General features: G+C 72.4%; 15 protein-coding genes. 8 read left to right on the plus strand and 7 right to left on the minus strand.

Features of this window, described 5'->3' with window-relative positions; all coding sequences use genetic code 11:
• Positions 1–407: 407 nt before the first annotated feature.
• Positions 408–1175 carry a ferritin-like fold-containing protein gene (locus tag ACFWZ5_RS16565; protein ID WP_384806678.1) on the minus strand — a complete coding sequence of 256 codons (768 nt, stop codon included), beginning with the start codon at positions 1173–1175 and terminating at the stop codon, positions 408–410.
• Positions 1176–1619: 444 nt separating this feature from the next.
• On the opposite strand from ACFWZ5_RS16565, the gene ACFWZ5_RS16570 reads away from it, so the two are divergent.
• Complete coding sequence (locus tag ACFWZ5_RS16570; protein WP_384890794.1) at positions 1620–3200, plus strand: DEAD/DEAH box helicase; 1581 nt, start codon at positions 1620–1622, stop codon at positions 3198–3200.
• Between the two features lie 274 nt (positions 3201–3474).
• On the plus strand, positions 3475–4350 hold the full coding sequence (locus tag ACFWZ5_RS16575; RefSeq protein ID WP_384801237.1) for an alpha/beta fold hydrolase: 876 nt from the start codon (positions 3475–3477) through the stop codon (positions 4348–4350).
• A 3-nt stretch (positions 4351–4353) separates the two neighbouring features.
• On the opposite strand, the gene ACFWZ5_RS16580 is transcribed toward ACFWZ5_RS16575, so the two are convergent.
• A complete protein-coding gene (locus tag ACFWZ5_RS16580; RefSeq protein ID WP_384801240.1) occupies positions 4354–5271 on the minus strand; it encodes an NYN domain-containing protein in 918 nt (305 codons plus the stop codon).
• A 239-nt stretch (positions 5272–5510) separates the two neighbouring features.
• On the opposite strand from ACFWZ5_RS16580, the gene ACFWZ5_RS16585 reads away from it, so the two are divergent.
• Complete coding sequence (locus tag ACFWZ5_RS16585; RefSeq protein WP_384801244.1) at positions 5511–5663, plus strand: hypothetical protein; 153 nt, start codon at positions 5511–5513, stop codon at positions 5661–5663.
• Positions 5664–5775: 112 nt separating this feature from the next.
• Here the strand turns inward: ACFWZ5_RS16585 and ACFWZ5_RS16590 are convergent, their stop codons facing one another.
• The 4 genes from ACFWZ5_RS16590 to ACFWZ5_RS16605 form a co-directional block, all read right to left on the minus strand.
• Complete coding sequence (locus ACFWZ5_RS16590) at positions 5776–6378, minus strand: MarC family protein (RefSeq protein WP_384801247.1); 603 nt, start codon at positions 6376–6378, stop codon at positions 5776–5778.
• Positions 6379–6513: 135 nt separating this feature from the next.
• Positions 6514–7389 (minus strand): PHP domain-containing protein, encoded by an 876-nt coding sequence (locus tag ACFWZ5_RS16595; protein ID WP_384801249.1) that lies wholly within the window; start codon positions 7387–7389, stop codon positions 6514–6516.
• A 276-nt stretch (positions 7390–7665) separates the two neighbouring features.
• Positions 7666–8307 carry a DUF6758 family protein gene (locus ACFWZ5_RS16600; RefSeq protein ID WP_384801251.1) on the minus strand — a complete coding sequence of 214 codons (642 nt, stop codon included), beginning with the start codon at positions 8305–8307 and terminating at the stop codon, positions 7666–7668.
• A 100-nt stretch (positions 8308–8407) separates the two neighbouring features.
• Complete coding sequence (locus ACFWZ5_RS16605; RefSeq protein ID WP_384801253.1) at positions 8408–9001, minus strand: suppressor of fused domain protein; 594 nt, start codon at positions 8999–9001, stop codon at positions 8408–8410.
• 504 nt (positions 9002–9505) lie between these two features.
• Here ACFWZ5_RS16605 and ACFWZ5_RS16610 point away from each other — a divergent pair.
• Together ACFWZ5_RS16610 and ACFWZ5_RS16615 are read left to right on the plus strand one after the other, a co-directional pair.
• A complete protein-coding gene (locus ACFWZ5_RS16610; protein WP_384801255.1) occupies positions 9506–10621 on the plus strand; it encodes a magnesium and cobalt transport protein CorA in 1116 nt (371 codons plus the stop codon).
• A gap of 13 nt (positions 10622–10634) precedes the next feature.
• Positions 10635–11144 (plus strand): hypothetical protein, encoded by a 510-nt coding sequence (locus ACFWZ5_RS16615; RefSeq protein WP_384801257.1) that lies wholly within the window; start codon positions 10635–10637, stop codon positions 11142–11144.
• A 103-nt stretch (positions 11145–11247) separates the two neighbouring features.
• Here ACFWZ5_RS16615 and ACFWZ5_RS16620 read toward each other — a convergent pair whose 3' ends face one another.
• Entirely contained in the window at positions 11248–11991 is a 744-nt protein-coding gene (locus ACFWZ5_RS16620) for a hypothetical protein (protein WP_384801276.1), read from the minus strand.
• A gap of 256 nt (positions 11992–12247) precedes the next feature.
• Between ACFWZ5_RS16620 and ACFWZ5_RS16625 the strand changes: the two genes are divergently transcribed.
• Genes ACFWZ5_RS16625 through ACFWZ5_RS16635 form a run of 3 tightly spaced genes read left to right on the plus strand, consistent with a single transcriptional unit; the run spans position 12248 to position 15286 of the window.
• A complete protein-coding gene (locus ACFWZ5_RS16625; RefSeq protein WP_384801260.1) occupies positions 12248–13522 on the plus strand; it encodes a magnesium transporter MgtE N-terminal domain-containing protein in 1275 nt (424 codons plus the stop codon).
• The gene (locus ACFWZ5_RS16630) at positions 13512–14108 is read left to right on the plus strand and encodes a DUF1003 domain-containing protein (RefSeq protein ID WP_384801263.1); all 597 of its coding nucleotides are present in this window, start codon (positions 13512–13514) and stop codon (positions 14106–14108) included. Before ACFWZ5_RS16625 ends, ACFWZ5_RS16630 begins: the two co-directional genes overlap by 11 nt.
• A gap of 44 nt (positions 14109–14152) precedes the next feature.
• Complete coding sequence (locus ACFWZ5_RS16635; protein ID WP_384801265.1) at positions 14153–15286, plus strand: Mrp/NBP35 family ATP-binding protein; 1134 nt, start codon at positions 14153–14155, stop codon at positions 15284–15286.
• Positions 15287–15355 lie beyond the last annotated feature (69 nt).

Consider the following 15355-nt stretch of genomic DNA (forward strand, 5'->3'; position numbering starts at 1 on the left):
CCCCGGAGGCGGTCAGGTGCCGTGCGGCCCAGACGGCAGGGCATGGGAGGGCGGGCGAGGTGACGCCGCCGCGATAGCGGCGGGGCCTGGGCACACGCGCCGGAGGCGGTCAGGTGCCGTGCGGCCCAGACGGCAGGGCATGGGAGGGCGGGCGGGGAGACGCCGCCGCGATAGCGGCGGGGCCTGGGCACACGCTCCGGAGGCCGTCAGGTGCCGTGCGGTCCAGACGGCAGGACATGGGAGGGCGGGCGGGGTGACGCCGCCGCGATAGCGGCGGGAGCTGGGCACACGCGCCGGGGGTGGCCCGGACGGTGGTCGGTGGGCGAGGGGGCCGTCCGGGGGCCCGGGCGGGGTGGGTGGCCCGGGGGTGTCGGTGAGGTGGGGGCCGGGTCACGGCGCCCGAGGCGTTATGCCGCCAGCCCCAGCGCAGCCATCCGCTTCGTGTGCGCCTCAGTGATCCGCGAGAACATCCGCCCGACCTCCGCGAGGTCGAACCCGTCCGCCACGCCCCCGACCAGCATGGTCGACAGCGCGTCGCGATCCGCGACCACCCGCTGGGACTGGGAGAGCGCCTCGCCCATGAGCCGCCGCGCCCACAGCGCGAGCCGCCCGCCCACCCGCGGATCGGCGTCGATCGCGGCCCGCACCTTCTCGACGGCGAAGCTGGCGTGCCCGGTGTCGTCGAGGACGCCGAGCACCAGGGCCCGGGTGTCCCCGTCGAGCCGCGCCGCGACCTCGCGGTAGAAGTCGCTGGCGATCGAGTCGCCCACGTACGCCTTGACGAGGCCTTCGAGCCAGTCGGACGGCGCGGTCTGCCGGTGGAAGCCGTCGAGGGCCGCGACGAACGGCTCCATGGCCTCCGTGGGCTCCGCCCCGATCGCGGCGAGCCGGTCCCGCAGCTGCTCGAAGTGGTGGAACTCGGCGGACGCCATCTTCGCCAGCTCCGCCTTGTCGGCGAGCGTCGGCGCCAGCTTCGCGTCCTCGGCGAGCCGCTCGAACGCCGCGAGCTCTCCATAGGCGAGCGCGCCGAGCAGATCCACGACCGCGGCGCGGTACTGCGGCTCGGCGGAAGCTTTCGCCCAGTCCTGGGCGGCGACCCCGGTGGGCGCCGCAGCGGCTTCGGCAGAGGCGGCAGAGGCGTGGGCGGGGGTGTCAGGCGTCTCCATGAAGCGCACAATAGCCCGCCCGCCGGGCGACGTAAGGGCCTGGTCAGCCACTGTGACGATGACGACGTGGACAATTCGCCGGACACGTATGCGAGATTCCGGGGTACAGTGGTAATGCGCCCGCCGAATAATTCGACGGGCCGCATGAATGAGGATGCCCGGTCGGTGGCCCGATCGGCTCCGACCAGACAGCCCTCCAGGGGCGTACGCAGTTCGCGTACGGCATGCGGAGGGACCCCCTCAGCGGTGTGAGCGCTCGAGCGTCGGCAGTGGTCCCGTGTCACCCGGCTCGCCCGGCTCTTTACACAGGCGGCCGGCTGTCCCCGGCACGGTCACGACCCCCAGCGTTCGCCTCGCGCCGCGTCTCACAGAAGAGGCATAGCCCTGACTACGACTTTCCGAGATCTCGGAATCCTCCCCGAAACAGCCGAGGCCCTTGAGGCCGTCGGCATCGTGAACCCCTTCCCCATCCAGGAGATGACGCTCCCCGTCGCGCTCTCCGGCACCGACGTGATCGGCCAGGCCAAGACCGGCACGGGCAAGACGCTCGGCTTCGGCCTCCCGCTCCTCGAGCGCGTCGTCGTCCCCGCGGACGTCGAGGCGGGCCGCGGCACGCCGGAGGACCTCACACAGGCCCCGCAGGCGCTCGTCGTCGTCCCCACGCGCGAGCTGTGCACGCAGGTCACGAACGACCTGCTGACCGCGGGCAAGGCGCGTAACGTCCGCGTCCTCGCCATATACGGCGGCCGTGCGTACGAACCCCAGGTCGAGGCCCTCAAGAAGGGCGTCGACGTGGTCGTCGGCACGCCGGGCCGCCTGCTCGACCTGGCGGGCCAGCGCAAGCTGAACCTGAAGCACGTGAAGTGCCTCGTCCTCGACGAGGCCGACGAGATGCTCGACCTGGGCTTCCTGCCCGACGTCGAGAAGATCATCAACATGCTTCCGGCGAAGCGCCAGACGATGCTCTTCTCCGCGACGATGCCGGGCGCCGTCATCGGCCTCGCCCGCCGCTACATGTCGCAGCCCACGCACATCCGCGCCACCGCGCCGGACGACGAGGGCGCGACCGTCGCGAACATCACGCAGCACGTGTACCGCGCGCACTCCATGGACAAGCCGGAGATGGTCGCCCGCATCCTGCAGGCCGACGGCCGCGGCCTCGCCATGATCTTCTGCCGTACGAAGCGCACGGCCGCCGACATCGCCGAGCAGCTGGAGCGGCGCGGCTTCGCCTCCGGTGCGGTCCACGGCGACCTCGGCCAGGGCGCCCGCGAGCAGGCCCTGCGCGCCTTCCGCAACGGCAAGGTGGACGTGCTCGTGTGCACGGACGTCGCCGCCCGCGGCATCGACGTCGAGGGCGTCACGCACGTCATCAACTACCAGTCCCCCGAGGACGAGAAGACCTACCTCCACCGCATCGGCCGCACCGGCCGCGCGGGCGCGTCGGGTACGGCGATCACGCTGGTCGACTGGGACGACATCCCGCGCTGGCAGCTGATCAACAAGGCGCTCGACCTGGACTTCAACGACCCGGTCGAGACGTACTCCAGCTCCCCGCACCTGTACGAGGAGCTGAGCATCCCCGCCGGGACGAAGGGTGTCCTGCCGCGTGCCGAGCGCACCCGCGCCGGGCTGGACGCGGAGGAGCTGGAGGACCTGGGCGAGACGCGCGCCCGCGGGGGCGCGCGCGAGCGGTCCCGTACGCGTTCGCGCGCCACGGACGAGCCGACCGAGCGCCCCGCGCGCACGCCGCGGCGCCGCCGCCGCACCCGCTCCGGCGCACCCGTGGACGCGCCCCCCGCGGCGACGGAGGCCCCGGCCACCGAGCCCGCACCCGCCGCCGAGCCCGCTGCCACCAACGCAGAGGAAGCGGCCCCGGCGCGGACGCCCCGCCGTCGCCGCCGCACCCGCGCAGGCGCGGAGGCCGCCGCCGACCCGGCCCCCGCGACCGCGACGGCGGCCACGGAGGAGGCGCCCACCAAGCCGCGCCGCCGCCGCACCCGCAAGCCGACGACGGAGTCCCCGGAGGCGTAGCCTCCCCCTCGGCCGCCCACCCACCCATGCGCTGAGCACGGGGCGGGTGGGCGTCCGCGTTCCCACCCGATCCCGGCGCACCGCCCACCGCCCGCACCGGGTCGGACACGCCACCGCCCCGCCGCTCCGCGGCGGGATCCACCCGCCCACCCACCCCATACGCCGCCAACGGCGGCCAGCCCCCACAAGAGGCGCCCACCCCGCGTGGGGGTGGAAACGGGCGGGCGGGTGGGAGGACACCCCCCAAGGCCCCGGGGCCAGTAGCCTCACTGACATGAGCCGGCCCCCCACCTTCACCCCACCCCCAGGCACCCGCGCCCACACCCTCCACACCTCCCGCGGCGACTTCGCCGTCCACGACGCGGCCCCGGACCGGCCCGCCAAGGGGACGGTCCTGCTGCTTCCGGGCTTCACCGGCAGCAAGGAGGACTTCATCGTGCTGCTGCGCCCCCTGGCCGACGCGGGCTACCGCGCGGTGGCCGTGGACGGCCGCGGACAGTACGAGTCGACGGGCCCGGACGACGAATCGGCGTACGCCATGGACGAGTTGGGCAAGGACGTCCTGGCGCAGACGGCGGCGCTCGACCACCCGCGGGACACCCCGGTGCACCTGGTCGGGCACTCGCTCGGCGGCCTCGTCGCCCGCACGGCGGTGCTGCTCGCCCCTGCGGAAACGTTCGCCTCGCTCACGCTGATGTCCTCGGGCCCCGGCCGCATCTCACCCTCGCAGCGGACCCGCGCCACGCTCCTGACCGACGCGCTCGCCGCCCACTCGCCGGCTTCCGTGTGGGAGTTCATGCGGGCCATGGACCCACCGGAGGACGCGGACGTGAACGGCGCGGACGACGGCGCCCTGCGCGCCCGCTGGCTCCGCAACAACCCGGCCCAGCTCATCGCCACCGGCAAGCAGCTGTGCGTCGAGCCGGACCGCGTCGACGAGCTCGCCGCCGTACCGCTGCCGAAGCATGTGATCTCCGGTGAGCGCGACGACACCTGGCCGGTGCCGCTCCTGGACGACATGGCCCGCCGCCTCGGCGCGCACCGCACGGTGATCACCGGCGCCGAGCACTCCCCCAACGCCGACCGCCCCGAGGCCACCGCCACCGCGCTCGTGACCTTCTGGGACCGGCAGCACACCCCGCCTCAGTAGGGCTCAGTAGCACTTCTGCAAGTGCTCCCAGAACCCGTCCCGCAGCACCCGTCGCAGGTCGGACTGGCCGCGCAGCGAGTAGTCGAGGAGCCGCTCGGCCTCGACCAGGAGCTCCTGGTCGACCGAGCCGGGCAGATAGGGATGGCCGGGCAGCAGGCTCACCAGCGCCTCGCGGCCGCGCGCCGACAGCCATTTGGCGGAGATCTGCGCGCCGACGAAGCGCACGTCGTCGCGCGAGGGCCGGGGCGCGCCCGCCGGGCCTTCGCAGGGCGCGGCGGGGCGGCGCGTGATGTACGGCTTGAAGAAGTCGGCGTCGAGCGTGCGCTGGCTGTCGACCTCCCACAGCAGCGGCTCCGCCTGGTTGCGGCCGTCGGGCGCCTCGATGCCCCACAGGTGGACCCGCGCCCCGTACCCCTGCGCGGCCTCGACGGCCGACACGAGGTCCTCGTCGCCGCCGATGAGCGCCGCGTCGCTGATGGCGCGGTGCCGGGCGAGGGACTCCAGGTCGCCGCGGATCAGCGAGTCGACGCCCTTCTGCTGGTTGTTGGCGTTGAGGTTGCCGAGGCGCACCTTGACGTCGGGGAGCTCGGCGATGGACTGCTGCTCGATGGTGTGGATGCGGCGTCTCGCGCCGTCGTACCAGTAGACGCGGAGGAGCCTGCTGTCCGCGAAGATCGTGCGCGCCTTGTCGATGAGCGCGTCGATCAGCCCTTCGGCGTCGAGGTCGAAGGAGCGCCGGTCCTCGGTGCCCGCCGCGAGGCGTCCCGCGGCGGCGTAGAGATAGCCGGCGTCGACGAAGATCGCGTGCGTGGACGGGGTCTTCGCCACCTCGGCGAGCATGCGCTCGAGCAGTCCGTTGGCGCGCGCCAGCTGAGCGGTGATGCGGCCGGTGTCGCCGGTCTCGTCGATGGTCTCGTCCATGTCCATACGGAGCGCATTGTCCCGTCCGTCACACGGCAGGCACAACCAGAGGCCGTCACTCAGCGAACACAACCAGCCGCGATACCGTCACGAAACCTTGCGTTCATTAGCCTGGCGAAAATTTTCTTTAGCGTAGGGAATGTTTGAGCAAGGCAACTCGTTAGCACCTACGTAACCGGCCGCTCCAGTGGCCACAGCAGTTCTCCTCCAGGAGGATCACCAGACGAAGGGAGAAGCCCATGCGCTTCGAAATCCTGCGACTCGACGACGTCGACGGCACCGCCGTGGACAGCACCGTTGTGGACGCCGCCTCCGTCAACCGGATCGTGCAGCAGGCCGCCGCCATCGGGCAGCGCCTGTACATCCGCCCGGCCGAGACCGCGGCTTCGTAACGCCGCGCTCCCCCACACACGCCAGAGCCCTGTACGCCACCGGAAGTGCCGGTGGGGTACAGGGCTCTGCGCATGCCAGGCGCGTACGGGGCAGGACGTACGCGTACGGGCCTCAGGCGCCGTTGATCACCTGCGTGACGCCGTTGATGATCTGCTGCACGGCGATGGCCGAGAGCATCATGCCCGCGAGCCGCGTCACCAGGACGACGCCGCCGTCCTTGATGACGCGGATGATGAGCAGCGAGAACCGCATCGCCAGGAACAGCACCACGTGAATGGCGAGGATCGCCACCCACACCGACAGCTGCTGCTTGCCGCTCGCGTGCTGCACGGCCAGGATCACCTGCACGATCGCGCCGGGCCCCGCGAGCAGCGGCATGCCGAGCGGTACGAGCGCGACGTTCACGTCCTTGGTCTGCTTCGGCTCGTCGGTCTTGCCGGTGAGCAGGTCGAGCGCCACGAGGAGCAGCAGCAGACCACCGGCGATCATCAGCGCCTGCGTGGAGACGTGCAGATAGTCGAGGATCTGCTGCCCGACGATGCCGAAGACCGCGATGACCCCGAAGGCCACGCACACGGCCTGGAAGGCCATCTTCTTCTGCACCTTGGCGGGGCGGCCCGCGGTCAGGGCGAGAAAGATCGGGGTGACCCCGGGGGGGTCCATGATGACAAAAAGGGTGAGAAAGAGGGATCCGAAGACGGCGACGTCGAACACAGTGATGGCCTTGCGAAGAGTCGTACAGGAGCTACGAGGAGTCGTACAGGGGCTACTACGAGAGGGGGGTGCGAAGGGCGGGCGCACGGCGGCGCCCACCGTCGGTGACGGTGACGGCGGTGGTGACGCGGCCGGTCAGGCGGAGGCGGGTCCGCCCGCGCCGGGCACCGGGAACGCCCCGGTGGCTCGGCGCGTGATCTCGCCGTAGATCTCGGGGTCGGTGGTGAACTCACCGAGCGAAACGGTCTTGCGGCTGCCGTGGTAGTCGCTGGAGCCGGTGACGAGCAGGCCCAGGTCCGCGGCGAGGGCGCGCAGGCGGGGGCCGGACTCGGGCGCGTACGCCAGCTGCTCGGGGTGGTCGACCTCGATGCCGTCCAGGCCCGCGGCGGCGAGCTCGGCTATCGCGGACTCGGGGACGACCTTGCCGCGCTGCGCGGCCGCCGGGTGCGCGAAGACGGTGACGCCGCCCGCGGCCTTGACCAGGCGGATCGCGTCGAAGGGGTCGAGCTCGTGCTTCTCGGCGTAGGCGCGGCCGCCGTCGGCCAGCCAGTCGGGCGTGAAGGCGTCCGAGACGGTGGGGACGACGCCGAGCTCGACGAGGGCCTCGGCGACGTGCGGGCGGCCCACGGAGCCGTCGCCGGCGATCCGGGCGACCTGCTCCCAGGTCACGGGCACGCCGAGCTCCTGGAGCTTGGCCACCATCGTCTTGGCGCGCGGCACCCGGTCGTCGCGGACGAGCTCGCGCTCGCGGGCGAGCTCCGGCTCGTCGGGGTCGAAGAGGTACGCCAGCATGTGCAGGCCCACGCCGTCCAGGCGGCAGGAGAGCTCGGCGCCGGTGACGAGGGTGAGCCCGGCGGGCAGGGCGGCGATCGCCTCCGCGTGGCCGCGGGTGGTGTCGTGGTCCGTGAGCGCGATGACGTCCAGGCCGGCGGCGGTGGCGTTGCGCACGAGCTGGGCCGGGGTGTCCGTGCCGTCGGATGCGGTGGAGTGGGTGTGCAGATCGATGCGCACGTAAGGGCTCCACGCTTTTCGGGACGGACGGGGGGACGCTCAAGGATAACGGGCCCTGCCGGGGGCCTCCCCAATCCCGCCCCTTCCCGAAACTAGGGGCTCCGCCCCTAGGACCCCTTCTATCCGGCGCTGCGCGCCTCGTCCTCAAACGCCGGACGGGCTAAAACCTTGCCGCACCGGCGAGAATTTAAGCCCCTCCGGCGTTTGAGGAGCGGGGTCTGGGGCGGAGCCCCAGTTCGGGAAGGGGCGGGTCAGGGGCGCCCCCGCGAGGGACGCTCACGGTGCCAGCAGCCGCGGCGACAGCGCGCCGCACGGCAGCAGCTCCACCTCCGCCCCCGCGTCCCGCAAATCCGTGAGCACCAGTTCGTCGTACATCAGCAGCCCCGACTGCTCGGGCCACGCGATGGCCCACAGCCACAGCCCGCGGGCCTCGCCCGCGAACACGGCCCGGTCGTCCGGCGCCCCGGGCACGTGCCACATCGGCGTGGGCCGCCCCGCGGCAAGCACCTTCGCGGCCGGCGGCTTGCCGAGGCTCATCGCGGGCCCGGGGTCGGGCCCGTCGATGCCGGCGTAGCGCGCGCCGAGGCCGACGCCCAACTCCTCGGCCACCAGGACGAGTTCACCGATGCCACCGAGCGGCGCGGGCCCCGAGCAGGCCACGGCGGTCGCCCTGCCGCCACTGCGGTCGTCGCCCGCGCAGGCCACGCCGGTGAAGAGCCAGCCGACGGGCAGGGGCCAGGGCATCCAGACGGGCACATGGGCGCGGTGCACCACGACGCTGAGGGCCTCGACGCTGGGCGGGATCACGGGCTGCAGCGGATGCACGGTGCCGTGCACACCGCACTGCCAGGAGTCGGCAAAGAGGCCGGGAGCCCTGACCCGGCCACCACACTTCGGGCAACTGGGTTCGCCCCTCATAGCGCCCCACGGTCCTCCCCGCCGGTCGCCGCGTCAAGGACGATCACCCGTCCGGAGGCTGTCTCCGCAACGCCACCACTCCGAAGGCAGGCACCCCGGGTCAGTCCAGCGGCACCGACGCGCGCAGCGGATCGCGCAGGTCCGCGCCCTTGGCGAGCCACCGCTCCTGGAGCGCCTGCGCGCCGTGCACCCGCTTCCACGCGGCCTCGTTGGGCGTCATGGGCAGGACGGGCAGGAACCGCACGGGGTCCATCGGGGCGTCGAGCTCCAGGTCCGGTACGAGACCGCCGGGCTCGGCGACGAGCACGGACGTGAACGGCGCGCCCGGCCACAGCGGCTCCCCCACGTCGAGGGAGGCGCCTGACGCCACGACCACGCCCTCCACCTGCGGCGACGCGGCGAGCACGGCGAGGGGGCGCAGGACCTTGTCGGTGTCGGCGAGGCCGCCGCGCACCGAGAGGATCAGTTCGGCGCGCGGCCCCTTGACGGGGTCGGCGAGGACCGCGGTGGGGTCGGCCATCGGCTGGGCGGACATGCCGAGCGTCGCGTACCGCACGATGCCCTCGCCCCCGGCGTCGGCGAATCTCAGCACCTCCACGCGGTCCGTGCCGAGGAAGGTCACCGCGGCGCGCGCGTCCGGTTCGCCCAGGCCGTCGCGGAGCCGGGCCTCGACCAGAGCAAGAACATCAGCCATGAGGCGAGCATAGAACTCGTCAGTGCTGGGTAAAGGTGGGGGTTTGACGCACCGGTCGGCTGATACTGTTGGCTGCTGGCCCGGGCGGCACGCAGAAGCGTCGCTCTCAAGCCCGGACCTCAGGGCCCGCAGGGGCCCGAACTCGACGGACGGCGCCTGGCGCGCCTGGACCTCCCCTACGGGGGACAGGCCGGAGGAGGTGGGGCTGCAGTGGATCGAAGTCGACCGTGCAGTACCACCCGCTCTTCCGCCCGCTGAATCCCCGCAGCAACGACGCTGCGGCCGTGCGTACGGCACACCACGAACCACCAGGCCCTGGCCGGTGCGTGCCGGGCACGACGGAAGAGCACCGCGTTTCACCTGATCTGCATCAGTAGCGTTGCTGCCACCGCGACGGTGCGGTGCTCCCCGCTTTGTGGACGTGCCAGACTCCGCAGCAGGACGTCCCCATTCCGGGTAGTTCCACCCGTCGCAGGCGGCCCTTTCGTCGAAGGAGCCCCGCCCATGTCGATGATCCGTGACCTGCGCGCCGCCGTCCGCCCCTCCCTGCGCAAGGACAGCGGCTCCTACAGCTCGTACGACACCACACGTGACCCCCGCGCCGCGTCGGCCGTCGTCGACTGCGCCGTCTACCGCGACGGGCGCCGCGCCACCTGCGACGAGACCCTGACGCCGCACGAGGCGATGCTTCAGGTGCGGCGCGACGGCGGCTTCGCGTGGATCGGCCTGCACGAGCCCACCGAGGCCGAATTCGCCGGGATCGCCGCCGAGTTCGGGCTGCACCCGCTGGCCGTCGAGGACGCCGTGCACGCCCACCAGCGGCCCAAGCTGGAGCGGTACGACGACACGCTGTTCACGGTCTTCAAGACCATCCACTACGTCGAGCACGCCGAGCTCACCGCGACCAGCGAGGTCGTCGAGACCGGCGAGGTCATGTGCTTCACCGGCCGGGACTTCTTCATCACCGTGCGGCACGGCGGCCACGGCTCGCTGCGCGCGCTGCGCCGCCGCCTCCAGGACGAGCCCGAGCTGCTCGCCAAGGGCCCGTCGGCGGTCCTGCACACCATCGCCGACCACGTCGTCGACGGCTACCTCGCCGTCGCGGACGCCATGCAGGTCGACATCGACGACGTCGAGAACGAGGTGTTCGCGGCCACCGGCAAGGGCGTCTCGCGGGGTGTCGACGCCGGGCGGATCTACCAGCTCAAGCGCGAGGTCCTGGAGTTCAAGCGCGCCGTGTCGCCGCTCCTGCGGCCCATGCAGCTGCTCAGCGAGCGGCCCATGCGGCTCGTCGACCCCGACATCCAGAAGTACTTCCGTGACGTCGCCGACCACCTGGCGCGCGTCCAGGAGCAGGTGCTCGGCTTCGACGAGCTCCTCAACTCCATCCTCCAGGCCAACCTCGCCCAGGCCGCCGTCGCCCAGAACGAGGACATGCGCAAGATCACGTCCTGGGCGGCGATCATCGCCGTGCCCACGGCGGTCTGCGGCGTCTACGGCATGAACTTCGACCACATGCCGGAGCTGCACTGGCGCTACGGCTACCCGATGGTCCTCGGCCTCATCGGCACCGTCTGCTACACCATCCACCGCACCCTGAAGCGGAACGGCTGGCTGTAGCTAAGCTTCCGGCATGACTGCGGACACGTTGCTCGGGCGGGCCCTCGTCGAGGAGGCCACGAAGAAGTCGGGGCTCATCTGGGTGCGCGGGGCGGGCCCCGCCCGTGCCCTGTGGCACGTCTGGCACGACGGCGCGGCCCACCTCGTCGGCGACGGCCCCGGCGAGCAGCCCCTGCCCGAGCTCGCCGACGGCGCCACCGCCGAAGTGACCGTACGCAGCAAGGACAAGGGCGGCCGCGTGGTCGCCTGGACGGCGACGGTGACCGAGCTCGCGCCGCGCTCCGAAGCCTGGGAGGCCGCCGTCGCCGAGCTCAAGGGCAAGCGGCTGAACGCGCCGGACGGCGAGGCGATGGTCGACCGCTGGGCCGGCGAGTGCCGTGTGCTGCGCCTCGCACCGCGTGACGTCGGCCTCGGCCTGCCCGACGGGTCCCTCGCGGCTCCGCCGCCGCCGTCGCCCGCGACCACGAGGCAGCCCGTGCCCGATGCGTTGCCGCGACTGCTGTTCCGGCGCAAGAAGCGCTGACCTCCGGGGGCTCCGCCCCCAGGCCCCCTTCTCTCCGCGCTGCGCGCTCGTCCTCAAACTCCCCCAAGCTCTTAAGGAGCAGGGGGTACCCCCTCGACGGGCTCTAACGCGTCGGCAATTGCTTGCCGTAGTCCACCGTCTCGTTCAGGCCCGGCTCCTTCAGCGGGAAGTCCTGGCCCCACTCGCTGAGCCGGAGCGTTCCCGCGCCGCCCGCGCGCTGCAGGCGCACGGGGTACGGCTTGCCCTCCAGGGACACGTCGAGGGTGCCGCCCGCGCCGTCGTCACCGCTGAGCTTGATGGTGTGCTGGGTACCCGACTTGGTGCGGTCGCCCTTGGCGAGGGTGCCGTGCAGGGTGAGCGTGCCGTCGAGGAGCACGCTCTTGTCCGTGAAGCCGCTCAGCTGCCGGTAGGCGGGGTCGCCCGAGGGCACCTTCACGTACTTGCCGTCGAGCTTGGCGGCCGCCGAACGGTCCGCCGACGAGCCGTCGGCGCCGGCGTCGCGCGTCCAGAAGCCGGAGTCCGCCTTCAGGTACAGGTTCTCGCCGACGCGCAGCAGGCGGAACGTCTCGCCCTTGGCCGTCACCGAGCCCGTGCCGCCGTCGTCCTTGAGCCGCATGTCGAGCTTGTACGTGGCGCCCTTGCTGACGACGGTGCCGGACAGGCGTACCGCGGGCGCGGCCTTCGCGGCCTGCACCGTCCGGCTCTGGATCTTCGTCGCGGACAGCTTGCCGACGCCGTTCGTGCCCGCGTCCGGGTCCTCGCCGCCGCCACCGCAGCCTGTCACGACCAGGCCCGCGCACACCGTGGCAAGGAGCGCGGTCCTTCGGGAACGGCGGGCCTGTCGCATCGCAGTCACAGGTGGCGCTGCCTCTCGTGCGGGCGTCCTCTACGGCTTCCTACGGCTGCGGCAGTAGCGCGCTACGGCCCGGCCGTACCGCAGCGTACCGGTGCCGCCCACGTCCCCCGGACCCCGTCCGTCCGGACGTCTCACCAGGGCATATGCGCCAGGTACGGGCTAGCCTGAAGCGCACGCAAGGCGACCGAAGCGGCGTATCGGAGCAAGGCGCCGCAAACCGACCAGGACCCGCAGGGAGGCGCGGCGCATGGCAGCAGGCGCGCCCCGGATCTTCGTCTCGCACCTGTCCGGCACCGCCGTCTTCGACCCGAACGGCGACGAGGTGGGCCGGGTGCGGGACCTCGTCGTCATGCTCCGCGCGGGCCGCAAGCCGCCCCGGCTGCTCGGCCTCGTCGTGGAGCTCATGACGCGCAAGCGCATCTTCCTGCCCATGACCCGGGTGACCGGCATCGAGTCGGGCCAGGTGATCTCCACCGGCGTCCTGAACGTACGCCGATTCGAGCAGCGGCCCACCGAGCGGCTGATCCTGGGCGAGATGCTGGACCGCCGGGTCCGGCTCGTGGACAGCGGCGCGGAGGTCACCGTGCTCGACGTGTCCGTGCAGCAGCTCCCGGCCCGCCGCGAGTGGGAGGTCGACCGGCTCTTCGTCCGGAAGGGAAAGGGGGGCACGTTCCGGCGCAGGGCGGAGACGCTGACCGTCGACTGGTCCGCCGTGGACGGCTTCTCGCTGGAGGAGCACGGGCAGGGCGCCGAGAGCCTGCTTGCCACCCTGGAGCAGCTGCGCCCCGCCGACCTCGCCAACGTGCTGCACCACCTCTCGCCCAAGCGCCGCGCCGAGGTCGCCGCCGCCCTCGACGACGACCGGCTCGCGGACGTGCTCGAAGAGCTCCCCGAGGACGACCAGATCGAGATCCTCGGCAAGCTCAAGGAGGAGCGCGCCGCCGATGTCCTGGAGGCGATGGACCCGGACGACGCCGCCGACCTGCTCGCCGAGCTGCCCGAGGACGACAAGGAGCGCCTGCTCACCCTGATGCAGCCGGGCGAGGCCGCGGACGTGCGCCGCCTGATGGCGTACGAGGAGCGCACCGCGGGCGGCCTGATGACCACCGAGCCGATCGTGCTCCGGCCCGACGCGACGGTCGCCGACGCCCTCGCCCGGGTGCGGCAGCGGGACCTCTCCCCCGCGCTCGCCGCGCAGGTCTACGTGTGCCGGCCGCCCGACGAGACGCCGACGGGCAAGTACCTGGGCACCGTGCACTTCCAGCGGCTCCTGCGCGATCCGCCGTACACGCTGGTCGGCTCGATCCTCGACGACGACCTGCGTCCGCTCACGCCGGAGGCCACGCTGCCGGTCGTGGCGGGCTTCTTCGCCACGTACGACATGGTGGCGGCGCCCGTCGTCGACGAGGGCGGCGCGCTGCTCGGGGCGGTCACCGTCGACGACGTGCTCGACCACATGCTGCCCGACGACTGGCGCGAGACGGAGTTCCACCTCCAGGAGGGGGCCGGTCATGGCGGCTGAGCGGGAGCGGGACCGGGCGGGCCCCGGCGAGAAGCGGGAGCGGCGGGCGGCGGGGGCCGACGGGCGGCCCGCCCCGCGGTTCCGGCTCGACCAGCCGCGCGCCCCGCGGCGCAAGCTGCTCCCGGACTACGATCCGGAGGCCTTCGGGCGGCTCTCGGAGCGGATCGCGCGGTTCCTCGGCACGGGCCGGTTCATCGTCTGGATGACGGTCGTCATCATCCTGTGGGTGGTGTGGAACATCTCCGCGCCCGAGGAGCTGCGCTTCGACCAGTACCCGTTCATCTTCCTGACCCTGATGCTCTCGCTGCAGGCCTCGTACGCCGCCCCGCTGATCCTGCTCGCGCAGAACCGGCAGGACGACCGGGACCGGGTCACCCACGAGCAGGACCGCAAGCAGAACGAGCGGTCCATCGCCGACACCGAGTACCTGACCCGGGAGATCGCCTCGCTGCGCATGGGCCTCGGCGAGGTCGCGACCCGGGACTGGATCCGCTCCGAGCTCCAGGACCTGGTCAAGGAGCTGGAGGAGCAGCGGGCCGTATTCCCGCCCGATCCCGGCCCGGCACGTGATGTAAGCGACCGCTGACGGACCTTCCGAACCCCCCTACCGGGCGCCGTACCATCGTCTACATGGTTACGGAAGACGCGGTGCGCGAAGCACTGGCGACGGTGAACGACCCCGAGATCCAGCGGCCCATCACCGAGTTGGGGATGGTCAAATCCGTGGAGATCGACGCGGATGGCGCGGTCGCGGTCACCGTGTATCTGACGGTCTCCGGCTGCCCGATGCGGGACACGATCACGACGAACGTGACGGACGCCGTCGCCCGCGTCGAGGGCGTCACCCGGGTCGGCGTAACCCTCGACGTGATGAGCGACGAGCAGCGCAAGGAGCTCGCGACGGCGCTGCGTGGCGGCCAGGCCGAGCGCGAGGTGCCCTTCGCCAAGCCCGGCTCCCTGACGCGCGTGTACGCGGTCGCCTCCGGCAAGGGCGGCGTCGGCAAGTCCTCGGTGACGGTGAACCTCGCGGCGGCGATGGCGGCGGACGGCCTGAAGGTCGGCGTGGTCGACGCCGACATCTACGGCCACTCGGTGCCGCGGATGCTGGGCGCGGAGGGGCGGCCCACCCAGGTCGAGAACATGATCATGCCGCCGTCGGCGAACGGCGTGAAGGTCATCTCCATCGGCATGTTCACCCCGGGCAACGCCCCGGTGGTGTGGCGCGGCCCGATGCTCCACCGCGCCCTCCAGCAGTTCCTCGCGGACGTCTTCTGGGGCGACCTCGACGTGCTGCTCCTCGACCTGCCGCCGGGCACGGGCGACATCGCGATCTCGGTCGCGCAGCTCGTCCCGAACGCGGAGATCCTGGTGGTCACCACGCCGCAGCAGGCGGCCGCCGAGGTCGCCGAGCGCGCCGGCTCCATCGCCGTCCAGACCCACCAGAAGATCGTCGGCGTGGTGGAGAACATGTCGGGCCTCCCCTGCCCGCACTGCGGCGACATGGTCGACGTCTTCGGCACGGGCGGCGGCCAGAAGGTCGCGGAGGGCCTGACGCGGACGACCGGCGCGACCGTCCCGGTCCTCGGCTCCATCCCCATCGACGTCCGCCTCCGCGAGGGCGGCGACGAGGGCAGGCCGGTGGTCCTCTCGGACCCGTCGTCCCCGGCGGGCAGCGCCCTGCGCACGATCGCGGGCAAGCTCGGCGGCCGCCAGCGGGGCCTGTCGGGCATGTCCCTGGGGATCACGCCGCGCAACAAGTTCTGACGGCCGAAAAATCAAGCCCGTCGAGGGGGTACCCCCTGCTCCTTAAGAGCTTGGGGGAGTTTGAGGACG

It is taken from the genome of Streptomyces sp. NPDC059003 (assembly GCF_042740445.1).
Classification (GTDB): Bacteria; Actinomycetota; Actinomycetes; order Streptomycetales; family Streptomycetaceae; genus Streptomyces.

Coding starts and splice junctions, on each gene's coding strand:
- ACFWZ5_RS16575 (WP_384801237.1), top strand. CDS start 3,475: ATGAGCCGGCCCCCCACCTTCACCCCACCCCCAGGCACCCGCGCCCAC.
- ACFWZ5_RS16580 (WP_384801240.1), bottom strand. CDS start 5,271: ATGGACGAGACCATCGACGAGACCGGCGACACCGGCCGCATCACCGCT.
- ACFWZ5_RS16585 (WP_384801244.1), top strand. CDS start 5,511: ATGCGCTTCGAAATCCTGCGACTCGACGACGTCGACGGCACCGCCGTG.
- ACFWZ5_RS16600 (WP_384801251.1), bottom strand. CDS start 8,307: ATGAGGGGCGAACCCAGTTGCCCGAAGTGTGGTGGCCGGGTCAGGGCT.
- ACFWZ5_RS16605 (WP_384801253.1), bottom strand. CDS start 9,001: ATGGCTGATGTTCTTGCTCTGGTCGAGGCCCGGCTCCGCGACGGCCTG.
- ACFWZ5_RS16610 (WP_384801255.1), top strand. CDS start 9,506: ATGTCGATGATCCGTGACCTGCGCGCCGCCGTCCGCCCCTCCCTGCGC.
- ACFWZ5_RS16615 (WP_384801257.1), top strand. CDS start 10,635: ATGACTGCGGACACGTTGCTCGGGCGGGCCCTCGTCGAGGAGGCCACG.
- ACFWZ5_RS16620 (WP_384801276.1), bottom strand. CDS start 11,991: ATGCGACAGGCCCGCCGTTCCCGAAGGACCGCGCTCCTTGCCACGGTG.
- ACFWZ5_RS16625 (WP_384801260.1), top strand. CDS start 12,248: ATGGCAGCAGGCGCGCCCCGGATCTTCGTCTCGCACCTGTCCGGCACC.
- ACFWZ5_RS16630 (WP_384801263.1), top strand. CDS start 13,512: ATGGCGGCTGAGCGGGAGCGGGACCGGGCGGGCCCCGGCGAGAAGCGG.
- ACFWZ5_RS16635 (WP_384801265.1), top strand. CDS start 14,153: ATGGTTACGGAAGACGCGGTGCGCGAAGCACTGGCGACGGTGAACGAC.